Origin of the sequence: Propionigenium maris DSM 9537, assembly GCF_027925155.1 — a bacterium.
Lineage (GTDB): Bacteria > Fusobacteriota > Fusobacteriia > Fusobacteriales > Fusobacteriaceae > Propionigenium > Propionigenium maris.
On record NZ_BSDY01000017.1, the window covers coordinates 56,498 to 68,205 of the forward strand.

General features: G+C 38.3%; 9 protein-coding genes. 3 read left to right on the top strand and 6 right to left on the bottom strand.

What is annotated here, in order from left to right; all coding sequences use genetic code 11:
- Positions 1 to 4: 4 nt before the first annotated feature.
- From QMG11_RS14685 to QMG11_RS14705, 5 genes are all read right to left on the bottom strand, one after another.
- Positions 5 to 490, bottom strand: a complete 486-nt coding sequence (locus QMG11_RS14685; RefSeq protein WP_281837004.1) for a hypothetical protein — start codon at positions 488 to 490, stop codon at positions 5 to 7.
- 1,777 nt (positions 491 to 2,267) lie between these two features.
- Entirely contained in the window at positions 2,268 to 2,642 is a 375-nt protein-coding gene (locus tag QMG11_RS14690; protein WP_281837006.1) for a MarR family transcriptional regulator, read from the bottom strand.
- A 744-nt stretch (positions 2,643 to 3,386) separates the two neighbouring features.
- Entirely contained in the window at positions 3,387 to 3,998 is a 612-nt protein-coding gene (locus tag QMG11_RS14695; RefSeq protein ID WP_281837008.1) for a Crp/Fnr family transcriptional regulator, read from the bottom strand.
- Positions 3,999 to 4,656: 658 nt separating this feature from the next.
- A complete protein-coding gene (locus QMG11_RS14700) occupies positions 4,657 to 6,348 on the bottom strand; it encodes an HD domain-containing phosphohydrolase (RefSeq protein WP_281837009.1) in 1,692 nt (563 codons plus the stop codon).
- A gap of 75 nt (positions 6,349 to 6,423) precedes the next feature.
- Positions 6,424 to 7,746: a YjiH family protein gene (locus QMG11_RS14705; RefSeq protein ID WP_281837010.1), complete on the bottom strand. Its 1,323-nt coding sequence runs from the start codon at positions 7,744 to 7,746 to the stop codon at positions 6,424 to 6,426.
- 202 nt (positions 7,747 to 7,948) lie between these two features.
- On the opposite strand from QMG11_RS14705, the gene QMG11_RS14710 reads away from it, so the two are divergent.
- Genes QMG11_RS14710 through QMG11_RS14720 form a run of 3 tightly spaced genes read left to right on the top strand, consistent with a single transcriptional unit; the run spans position 7,949 to position 10,292 of the window.
- Positions 7,949 to 8,665: a DUF429 domain-containing protein gene (locus tag QMG11_RS14710; protein WP_281837012.1), complete on the top strand. Its 717-nt coding sequence runs from the start codon at positions 7,949 to 7,951 to the stop codon at positions 8,663 to 8,665.
- Positions 8,666 to 8,669: 4 nt separating this feature from the next.
- Positions 8,670 to 9,845, top strand: a complete 1,176-nt coding sequence (locus tag QMG11_RS14715; protein ID WP_281837014.1) for an MFS transporter — start codon at positions 8,670 to 8,672, stop codon at positions 9,843 to 9,845.
- 21 nt (positions 9,846 to 9,866) lie between these two features.
- A complete protein-coding gene (locus QMG11_RS14720) occupies positions 9,867 to 10,292 on the top strand; it encodes a VOC family protein (protein WP_281837015.1) in 426 nt (141 codons plus the stop codon).
- Between the two features lie 28 nt (positions 10,293 to 10,320).
- Here QMG11_RS14720 and chrA read toward each other — a convergent pair whose 3' ends face one another.
- On the bottom strand, positions 10,321 to 11,421 hold the full coding sequence (chrA, locus tag QMG11_RS14725; RefSeq protein WP_281837018.1) for a chromate efflux transporter: 1,101 nt from the start codon (positions 11,419 to 11,421) through the stop codon (positions 10,321 to 10,323).
- Positions 11,422 to 11,708 lie beyond the last annotated feature (287 nt).

Sequence of the window (11,708 nt, forward strand, 5' to 3'; positions counted from 1 at the left end):
AGTATTATTTATCCTCTAAGTATTTTTTAAGTTGCTCATCCAGAGCATATTTATCTCTGATTTCTCCCACAACAACTCCTATTTCTTGCTTTAATTTTGCTTCGTATATCAAGCTTTTTATTGCACCCTCAACATCTTCTAAGGCTTTTCCCTGGAGATCCCCTTTGTTTTTGTTGTAGATTGTTAATATTTCTTCGTCCGAAACATCGGTATTTTTATTTGCCACCGAAAGGATATAGTAGTCGTTGACAGCCCTCCTCTTTAAAAATTCCAATTTTTGTTTATCCTCTGTTCCTTTCAGATTTTGAGTTGCCTCCTTGTACACTGCTTTTGACAGCAGAACTCCTAGTAATTCCTCCTCTGTTTTGTTTTCCCTCTCCGCCTTTGTTAGTGTCACCATCTTATCAGCTCCTTTTGTTTTGTCAGCTCCGTTTTCTCCACATGCCATTAACAGGCCTACTAAGGATAAAGCTAGCATTGTTTTTTTCATTTTTCCTCCTTATACTTCTTTTGCTTAATATGAGGCTCCGTGCTTCAGAGACACCACTTATAAAGTCCCTCTATAAATTTACACTTCTCTCACTGTATTCTGTAGTTTATACTTTTCTTTCCATCCTAGGTGTATTATTTGGCATAAAATTACAGTTTTTTTTGACCATTGTCCTAATTTAACAAAATAAGTATTACATCATTTGATTTATTGGAGTCATAGAAAAATATCTGCTCTTATAAATTTTTAATTGTATTAAAAATAGGTAATAATTACTTATAAATAAAAGAGATCGATAGTTTATAGAAATCTCTTTGTGAAAGGCGGAGAGGAGTTTGAGGTGGCAAGTGAGATGGATACATCTAAAAAATCAGAAGATTCCACCTTATGATAGACAAATTTTTAGAGAACTTAATGTTTTTATAAATACTGATAAAAAATATATTAATGGGGAGATTAAGAAGATTAGTAATAAAGGGAGTATCCCCTAGAGATATTTCTCTCTTGAAACAGCCTTATCTTGTGGTTTTTGAATTTGATAAGAAGTAGGATCGCAGTTTTAAAAGGGAGGGGATCAAATACTTATACAATTGACAGTTAAATATGAAAGCAGGCTCTCAGAATATCTATTCTAAAAAGCCTGCTAGCTTATTCAATAATTGAATTTAAGGAAAATATAGAAAATGCCATATCCATAATAATTTTAAGACTTGAATTGTATAATTAATTACAACAAAAAAGACTCATAAATATTTCCTTGATATAATGTAAGTGCGACCAAACATTAAAAGAAGTGTCTATGAGTTATACACATTTTACCATTGATGAAAAAGAAAGTATATTAGAATCTCTAGCGCTTGGCTTAAAAACTATGAAATAGCTAAAAAATTATGTAGAAGTAGATCTAGTGTCAACAGAGAAATTTAAAGGAATTCTATCAACGGAAAGTGTAGTCCGCACAAAGCGCAAAAGTTTTTTTCTAAAATTATGGAGCTAATAAAAAGCTTGAAAAAACAATATTACTAATAGATATTCAGGGTAAGCTTGAAGGTGGGTAGACACCTGAACAAATCTCTAGAAGAGCCAGAAAAGATGATAGCTATAATATTAGCTTTAAAACTATCTATTTTTCTATTCGAGAAGGAATACTCTTAGAAACTACATTTAAAATCTTGCCAAGGAAAGGTAAAAGAAAACCAAATGATATCAGAAAAACTAGAGGAACTATTCTAGATAAGAAGATGATTGGATAAAGAGCTCGAGAGGATGATGAAAGAAGTGAGATTAGGCACTTTGAAAGTGATTCTATCATTGATAGTGATAAACAAAGCGCGATAATGACACGTATCTGCAGGAAATTGAGATTTCTTATCACTGAATTAATGAAAGATAGAAAAGCAACTCCCTTTACTCAAGCGACTATTGAAAATTTTAAATATCGACCAAAATGGGTAGTTAAGACTTTTACATCAAACAATGGAAAGGAATTAAAGGAGAGTTAGAAGCCGCCTTCTATTTTGCCAACCCTTACCATTCTTGGGAAAGAGGAACAAATGAAAATACTAATGAGTTCTTGAGGAGGTAACAGATTTCCAAACACTAACTAAAGAAAATGTTAATAAAGCGGTTTGGGCACTTAACAATAGACCTAGAAATGTTTAGGGTTTAAAAGGCCCCTTAAAGTATTAAGGGGCGAGTTATGTGTTGCACTTAATTTGACAATGTAGGAAATTAAAATTTTAATCCTATAAACAAAGCAAACAATTAATTATTGAAGTCAATTAGATATTGCTAAGCTAGCCTCCTTAATTTTTTCTTGAAGAGATTTTAGATCAACTTTATTATTCAAAATATTAAGAATTTTTTCATTCTCTTCTATTAAATTTTTAGAAACTTCAGCACCTAAAGAAGTTATAACATATTCATTTTCCTTTTTTATAACCAACTTTTTTTCCACAAGTTTTTTTAAAACTCTATATATTTGGGATCTATCTTTTTGAAGAAAATCCACAATTTCACGTTGAGTTCTTTTCTTGCTAAAAATTGAATATAGAACAATTAACTCTACAAATGATACACCCCTATCTTTCATTAAGGTTACCCTCGCTTTATATTCATTGAAAAACTTATAATACTCTATAATTAATTTCATATTCCCTCCTAGTAGTAGTGAGTAAATTTTTAATTTTTTAAATAATAATGCTTATTTGAAAAATTTAATAAAGTAAACGAAACAATTTAAAGTTCTCTTCTATAGGCTGTTATAAATAATAGTATCTCTAAACTAACATTAAAAATCTTTCTATTTAGCCCTCTAACTCTATGATTATCAATATAATAATTTTCTTTTAAGTTGCTAACCAAGCTTTTTATCTCCCAACGTTTACTATATCTTACTTTTCCCAAAGAGTTTTTTCTAGGTGTTCCTAGAAAATTGGATTTAAATGGCTTGGGAAAATTAAGCTTTAAAATTCGAAGTATCTTGTAGAGCAACTTGCTTTTAATGGTAGTTTGAGGTACATACATTACTAGTCATATCTTTTTGAGTAAAATTTTATGTAGTAATTTAATTATCACTCTATATTTGGGTATGATTTTTAATTTTTGGTAAATTACTTTTGCAACAGCCAATCTCTTCTAATAAAAATATAGATACTAACCTTTAGAAGAATGAAGTTTGAATGACGGACTTTTATCCAAGAGATTTTTTAAATTATTTCCTTTATTTAATTGGTTCTGCTATGGTTCAGTTACCGAGATGAATAAAATAGATGCCAATTAGAGAATAAGCTTTTAAGATTGAGAACACTAACTATTTAAACAATAATATTTAAAGCATAAACGTTCACTTAGAAAGAGCTCTCTAAAAGATTATTAATTTATTTAATCATTAATTCTAATAAACAGAATCTTTTACCGTTAATTTTAACATTTTTCCTTTTCTTTTCAACCATTTTGATGATTCAAGCTTCTTCAGGTCTCTATAAAAATTAGACCTTTTTAGAGAATATTTTTCTATAAAATTTGAAATGTTGCTTATTTTTACAGTTTCGTATTCATTTTTTTCTTTTGTTAAAAAATACTTTAACTTCTCTAGAGAGAGAAGTTTCGATCGTAAAAAAATTTCCTTTTTCAGCAAAGTAAGATTTAATACAACCTCCTTAACTAACCGTTTGCAAAATTTTATGTCTCTCAGCCATTTTTCCAACAAATCTAAAGGAATTTCAACTAATATAGCTTCTTCTTTAGCTCTATAAAATAAGTTATTTTCTGAAGGACAAAAATAATTAGCCTCTCCTATTATAAATTCATCGCTTGTAACATCCCTAATCTTTATAATTTCACCTTTTGAATCTACATAAATTTCTTCGAGGATACCCTTAGCTAAAAAAAAATAAAAACTTGTATAAAATTCCTGCCCCTCCTTTAATGTTATTTTTTTTAAAGTTCTAACTTCATCTAATGATGAAAACTCTTCTAATTTCTTTTTATAAAAAACATAATCCATACTCTCTCCCCCTATTCAGTTTTATCTGCATTCTTAATTAAAAAGTCTCCTTATCTAATTATCTTGATTAAAATCACTCTTAAATATTTTAAGTAACAAAGATATCAATAATAAAAACTAACATCTGAATTCTCACAATAACTCTAAAATTATTTATCTCGTTAATTAATAATATACACATTACCAGACAATATTATGTCCAATTTGAGATAAAAAAACATCAATTCTAATCAACTTTATTGACCTTAATATTACAAACACTAATTAAATCATTTAAATGCTCCATTAATAGATACATTAAAATTCAAAATCCATACACACATTTACATTGTATAAAGAAATATTAATTAATCATATACTTAAAAAAGTTAATCTTCCAACTAATGATTTTAATTTATTTCCTTGGACCTCTGCATATTTTCCAAACATTTCGCTAAATTTCCTTGAAATAGCATCATTTTGAGTTTGTTGAACACACTTGCAATGTATATTCTGAAGCTCAGTTTTAATAGGCTAATTTTTTAACTATTAAAAGTTATGCCTGTATTAATACAAGCCAAAAGATCTTAGAAAGTATATCAAAACTTATCCACCTACAATATAAGAGCCGTCTTCAGGAAGTGCTGAAGACGGCTCTATATTTTCCAAGAAGTATCATCTATACCTCAGTTGAAATCTTCCTCAATTCATCCCTATAAGTTTCCACTACCTCCACTATTTTGGGGTCAAACATCTCTCCCTTCCCCTGAATTATATACTCCAGGGTTTCATCGTAGGTCCAGGCTCTCTTATAGCTCCTCTCGCTTAGAAGGGCATCCATCACATCGGCCACCATGGTTATCCTGGCAAAGAGATTTATCTCATCCTCCTTCAGGTGTCTGGGGTATCCCTTCCCATCCCACCTTTCATGGTGTTCATGGGCAATTGTTGCCGCTGCATCTATCACCCTTCTTCCGCTGCCCTTTAATATGTCATAGCCTATATTGGCATGCTTCTTCATCTCCCTGAACTGCTCCTCGGTGTACCTCCCTGGAAAGTTCAGTATCTCATCTGGAACCCCTATCTTCCCAATATCATGGAGGGGGGATGCTATCTCAATTATCTCCGCCTCCTTTTGAGTGCACCCCACCTTGAGAGCTATAAACTTTGAGATCTTTGCCACACGCCCTGCGTGATCTGCTGTCTCTCTTGACCTGTACTCTATCACATCTCCAAGCCTGTTAAGGAGATCCTTCTGTGTATCCAGTAGCTCCCTGTCCCGGGCGTTTATAGTCCTCTCCTTCACAAGATTAATATATACTAGTAGGAGAATTGTTGTTAAAACACCTAATACACCGAGAAAGGTGAGGATCAGCCTCCGGTTTCGCCGGTAGAAAGTTTCAGGTCTGTTTAAAAAAACAGATTTCAGAGGATAGTAGACATACTCCAGAGATCTTTCCTGGATTACATTGTAGTCAAATACATAGCTGCTTCTCTGACTTGTCCCTGTAACCCTGGGAATCTCCTCCCCCTCTAAGATACCCTCTGCCACATCTATGGTCTGCACTCCCATCCTCCTTCCGTCAAAGGCATATCCTCCAAAAGCGCCTGTATTCAGATAGAAGCTCCAGTTTATATAGATGGGTACCTTGGAAGCCCGGCTCACCTCTGCTATTGGTTCATAGTAGCTGTAGGAGTTCCCCAGCCTGTCCATAAAGAACACCAGGTATATGATGATATCTTTTCTCCCCAGACTCTCCACCCTTCCCTTGAGCTCCTCAAGGGTGAGATCCTCCAGCCACTCCCTCTCTATATCATAGTTCTCCGCAACCTTCTCCACTTCCCTCTTTATCTTTTGCCCTGTAGGGGTTATGTCGGTAATAAAGTATATCTTTTCAGCATCTGAATTCTGTTTGAGGGCCAGCTTTATATTGGCCTCATAATCTGGCTCCTCCACCATGATGTAGGCATCCTCTGCTTCCAGGTATTCATCCTCCAGGGTATTGAGTCCCGTTCCCAGGATGGGCACCCCCTTGAAGATATCTTCCCTTCTAGAGAGAACATAGCTAAAGGCCCTGTCATCCACTGCTATCACCAGATCTATCTTCCTAGAGGTATATTTATAGGAGAATAACCTGTCATACTCCTCAAGATACTCCACGGAGGGGAAGTTTTTTGTATCCATATATTCCAGAGAAATATTATAGCTCCCCTCCCTTCCTTCAAGTCCCTCTAAGATCCCATCCTGGATCTCCCTGGTCCACAGATAGTCTTCAGAGTAGGAGTGAAGTATCAAGACATTCTTCCTGCTTTGAGAGTAAGTAACCAGGAAAAAAAACAGGTAGATTATTATATATATCCACTTCTTCACAGCCTTCACCTCCCACACTTATATAATACTCTGAAGGGAAGGCTTTTCCTCATCATCAAATAAAAATATCTCTTTCTACAGGAAGGCGTGAGCCACTCCTCCTGCTATGATGATTGTAAGTATTGTCCTCTGAACCCATACAATAAGCATATCCCTTATCTTAAGAGGAATATCTGTGGACACTATGCAGGGGATTACCGCTGAAAAGAAGAGGATCGCCGATATGGAAACAACCCCCACTACATACCTTGTGATAAGGGAAGCTCCCTTAGCTAGGAGGGCCGGGAGAAACATCTCCGCTATCTCCACAGAGGAAGCCTTAGCTGCAAGCATAGGCTCCGGAAGCTTCATCAACAAAGTAAAGGGATAGAAGATGTAGGCTAAGATATCAAAGAGCGGAGTATATTTAGCCAGGATCAGCCCCAACAGCCCTACAGATAGTATGGTAGGTAGGATACCACAAGCCATCTTGAGACCATCTCTCAGGTTTTCACCTATATTCCTCTTCAGGGGAGCAGAAACTTCAGCGGACCTGAACCCCTCTCTCCAGGCTCTGGCCAGGATATTTCCACCCTCACCACTTCCTGCCTCAACTCTTCTTCCATCATATGTGACCTCCTCCTTGGAAGCCAGGGGATATACCCTCACTGTAATGGCTGTTACTCCAAAGGTTATTATAAGGGTACTCCAGAAGTAGAAGTTCCATATCTCCATAAGCCCCAGGGTCTTAGCAACAATTATCATAAAGGTTGCCGACACAGTGGAAAATCCGGTGGCTATTATGCAGGCCTCCTTGGCTGTGTACTTCCCCTCTCTGTAAACCCTGTTGGTTATGAGAAGTCCTATAGAATAGCTCCCCACAAAGGAAGCCACAGCATCTATAGCCGATCTTCCTGGAGTCCTCCATATGGGTTTCATCACAGGCTCCATAATCACCCCTATAAATTCAAGGAGACCATAGCCCACCAGGAATGAGAGGAATACTGCTCCCAGGGGAACTATTATCCCCACAGATATAACCAGCTTATCATATAAAAATGGAACCATATCCCTCTCAAAGAGAAAGGCCGGCCCTACCTCAGTAAGAGCCATGACAGCAACCCCTACCCCTGCAACCTTAAAGATAGAAAAGAGGGTTTTTATTCTGTCCTCCCTCCAGCTTCCGTCCCTAAAGGGCAGCACTGCACCGGCAACAATGACGATAAAAGCATAGTAGGGTGTCAACCCTCCCAGATGTTTTGAGATATATCCCACAATATGATCGAGAGGTATGGTACTCCTTCCACCTATTGTAACTGGTATGAAAAACATAAATACTCCCACAAGGCTGTAGATGAAAAACTTCACCTTGGATTCCATCCTGATATCCTCTACCCTTATCTCTGAATCTTTTTCCATATAAACCTCCTTTTAATCGTTCTTTCGACTAAAAGGTTTAATTCTAAAGTTTAAGAACTTTTCCTTTTTAATTATACTCCCAGATTATTAGCTGAAGAGCGACCACCCTTAATCCCTATAGATCCCCATGAAACTTTTGAAAAAAATATTTACATCCTCCCACTCTTTAATCTATACTTAGAGATATTTTAGGAGGTAGATCATGAAGGAGTATATAGGAATAGACGACTGTCGGGGAGGCTGGGTAGCTGCTGTTTTAGGAGATAGATTGGAGTTAATATTTTCAGAAACCCTGGAGGAGATGAGGGATCTTGTTGCCTCCTCCACTCTAACCCTTATAGACATGCCCATGGGGCTCAAGTCCGAGGGAGATGGCGAGAGAGTCTGTGATGTAGAGGCCAGAAAGTTTTTAAAGAGAAGGAAGATGAGTATCTTCCCTGTTCCGTGCAGACAGGCGGTATACAGCGAAAACTATCGTGAGGCAAATAAGGTAAATAGGGAAATCCTAGGAAAGGGACTTTCAAAGCAGTCCTACAACCTCTTTCCCAAAATTAGGGAGGTAGATAACTTTATTACCAAGGACAGTGAGATACTAGAAAATATCATAGAGGGACACCCAGAGATATCCTTTGCAAGGCTGAGAGGGGAAGAGATGAAACACAACAAGAGATCCATAGAGGGCTTTCAAGAGAGGATGGAGGTTATTGAGAAGTTTTTTCCGGGAGCAGATTCCACAGTGGAGATTTTTATGGAAAAGTACAAAAGGTCTGTGGTAGCAAGAGATGATATCTTAGATGCCATAATCCTGGCTATTGCTGCTTCAAGTCATAGGGAGGGATATCTTACAGTTCCTGAGATACCTTCTGTAGATTCCCATGGGATCCCCATGAGGATCTTTATTCCGAGGATAGGGAGGTAGATGTATGAAGGTGTATAAACTTTTTTCAGCCTGGTATTTTTTTATCTTCTTTTCCTTCGGAAGCTTTCTCCCACTCCTCTCTCCCTTTCTAAAGGAGAGGGGCTTCAGCGGTCTGAATATAGGAAGTGCTCTTGCCCTGGGGGCCCTGGTTACAATTATAATGCAGCCCCTGTGGGGATATCTGGCAGATAGATACAGGAATTCAAAGGTTATAGTTTTTATCCTTATCACCTGCTATACCCTAGCGGGTCTCACAATGGCAGCAGGGACAGGGGTGGCTAAGCTTACCATAATTTACGGAGTATTCATGGTTTTCTTTTCAGGGATAATGCCTGTTATAGACAGTATGGTGGTGGGAAATGACCTAGAATTTGGAAAGGTTAGGCTCTGGGGAGCCATGGGATTTGCCCTAGGGGCTCAGCTCACAGGTTTGCTAGCTGAGAACCTCGGTCTTTCCTCTATCTTTATTGCAATAACTCTTTCAAATATTCTGGTGCTCATCCTTACTGCCAGAATAGATGACAGATCCCATAGCAAGACCAGGGAAGATTCTCTGAATAGAGGGGATATCCTTGAACTGCTGTCAGACAAAGGTTACCTTATCTTCCTTGTGGCTTCCTTCTTGGTAGGGGGATCTATGACAGGACACAATAACTACTTCTCCCTCCTCTACAGGGAGCTGGGGGGAAGTCTTTCGGGGGTAGGCCTTGCCTTCCTTCTATTTGCAGGAAGTGAAGCCCCGGTCATGGCTCTGGTACAAAATCTTTCCAGAAGAATAAACGTTACCTCTGGACTCATTATCAGCAGCCTCATCTTCTCCATCAGGTGGCTCTGGTACAGCACTATGCCCGATCCCAAGTGGATCCTTACCCTCTTCTTTATTCAGGGGCTCTCAATTGGATCATTCCTGGTTCTTGTGACCCTCTATATAAGTGAAGTCACTGGTCCAGGTCTCCGTACTACAGCTCTGGCTATATACTTCTCCTTCTCTGCTGGACTGGGAGGGATGTTTGCCCAGTATTTTTCAGGGCTTATCCTGAATAACTATGGAATAGCCCAGGTATATAGCTTCTACTTTATAATGTCCCTTCTGGGAGGGGGGCTCTATTTTCTCCTCCTAATAGGGAGAGAAAAAAAGGTGGATTGCAAGATGGAGGATGCAGGTGTAAAATATAAGTAATACTTGGAGAGGAGATCGACTATGAAAAATATAAATATCTACTTAAACTTCGATGGGAACTTAGAGGACGCCTTTAACTTCTACAGGGAAGTTTTTCAGGGGGAGTATATATCCCTGAAAAAATATATGGAGATGCCCCACGGAGATTCACTAGTGCCAGAGGACAGGGAAAAGGTGATGCACGCTGAACTGAAGATAGGAGAGGGAATGGCCCTCATGGGATGCGATATCCTAAAGACTTGGGGACAGAGCATCACTAGGGGAACAAACTTCTATATCAATATCACTCCCGACACCGAGAAGGAAGCCCACCTCATCTTTAATAAGCTTTCTGCTGGAGGGGAGGTCCAGATGCCTCTTCAGAGGACCTTCTGGGGAACCATTTTTGGTACTGTAACTGACAAATTCCAGACTCAGTGGATGATAAACCTCACTATAGAGAAATAGAAAAGGAAGGCAAAAGCCTTCCTTTTTTTTATATGAGGTAGCTGAGAAGGGCTCCCAAAACCATACCTATAAGAATAATATTTATAGCTGATATCTTCTTATAGATATGCAGGTAGAACCCAACACCAACAAGGATTATTCCCTTTACATCCCCCTTAAAGGCCAAGAGAAACTCCATAGCAGTTGCTGCCATGACTCCCACAGCAGCTGAGTTCAGCATCAAGAGTGCAGACTTGGTGTGCTTGTTTCTTCTCACCCTCTCCATCTGCTTGTTGAGAAGGTATACAAAGAATACCGAGGGAAGAAATATTCCCAGGGTCGCCACCAGTGCACCACTTATTCCCATAAGCTGATATCCAATAAAGGTAGCTCCAGTTAAGACAGGTCCCGGTGTAAATTGTCCCATGGCTATAGCCTCAAGTATCTCATCATAGGACAACCATCCCAACCTCTCCACAAACTCCTGGTTCAGATATGCAACCAAGAGATACCCGCTTCCAAAGAGGGTAGTGCCAATCTTCAGAAAGGAGAGGAGTATATCCCTGAGATTTCTTTCTAAAATAACTGCCGGTATCGCAGCCACTGAGTAGAGCTTATTTCTGTTCCCTGCCCCTACTGAGTAGAGGAGGCCTCCTATACCAAAGGACAGGATAATATATACCTCCCTCATGGGAGTAAAGGAGAGGAGAAATGCACATATGGATATCCCCAGGCAGAACTTATTTTTAGTGGATTTCTGTCCCAGCTTATACACTGCCATGGTTATTATAGCTATGGCCACAGGCTTTATCCCGTAGAAGAAGTGCTCCAGATAGGGCAGCTCTCCCAGGGTATAGTAGGCCACTGCAAGAAGTATGGTGAGAAATACTGCCGGCCCTACAAAGCAGAGGGTCCCCAGAAGCAGTCCTGCTATTCCTCCCCTTTCAAGGGAGAGGTGCATGGCCATCTGGGTACTATTTGGCCCTGGGATCACATTGGTTATACCCACCAGGTCCATAAAGTGCTCCTTATTGGTCCACCTTCTCTTTTCCACCACCTCCTCCTCCAGCATAGCTATATGAGCTGCGGGACCTCCAAAGGCTGTAAAACCAAGCTTTGTCATAACCCCTATAATTTCCTTTAAATTCATCTTATCCTCCTTAAATTACTTTAATCATCTTCTCCTCTTGGTTGACTTTTCTTTTCAGAACCAACTATCTTTTTTCGATATCTTTATTTGATATCGGTTTCCGATATTTATTGAGGTTATATTATCAGATAATTCACCCTACACCTAGGATTTTTTTCTTAAAATTATAGAGTGTTGCAAAAGTAATTCACAAAAAATTAAAAATCATATCCAATATAGAGTAATAATTGAGTTACCACACAAAATTCTACTCGAAAGGATATGACCAGTAATGTATATACCTCAAA

Excerpts from the sequence above, each read along its gene's own strand:
- chrA (WP_281837018.1), bottom strand. The coding sequence starts at position 11,421 with ATGAATTTAAAGGAAATTATAGGGGTTATGACAAAGCTTGGTTTTACA.
- QMG11_RS14690 (WP_281837006.1), bottom strand. The coding sequence starts at position 2,642 with ATGAAATTAATTATAGAGTATTATAAGTTTTTCAATGAATATAAAGCG.
- QMG11_RS14710 (WP_281837012.1), top strand. The coding sequence starts at position 7,949 with ATGAAGGAGTATATAGGAATAGACGACTGTCGGGGAGGCTGGGTAGCT.
- QMG11_RS14720 (WP_281837015.1), top strand. The coding sequence starts at position 9,867 with ATGAAAAATATAAATATCTACTTAAACTTCGATGGGAACTTAGAGGAC.
- QMG11_RS14715 (WP_281837014.1), top strand. The coding sequence starts at position 8,670 with ATGAAGGTGTATAAACTTTTTTCAGCCTGGTATTTTTTTATCTTCTTT.
- QMG11_RS14705 (WP_281837010.1), bottom strand. The coding sequence starts at position 7,746 with ATGGAAAAAGATTCAGAGATAAGGGTAGAGGATATCAGGATGGAATCC.
- QMG11_RS14695 (WP_281837008.1), bottom strand. The coding sequence starts at position 3,998 with ATGGATTATGTTTTTTATAAAAAGAAATTAGAAGAGTTTTCATCATTA.
- QMG11_RS14685 (WP_281837004.1), bottom strand. The coding sequence starts at position 490 with ATGAAAAAAACAATGCTAGCTTTATCCTTAGTAGGCCTGTTAATGGCA.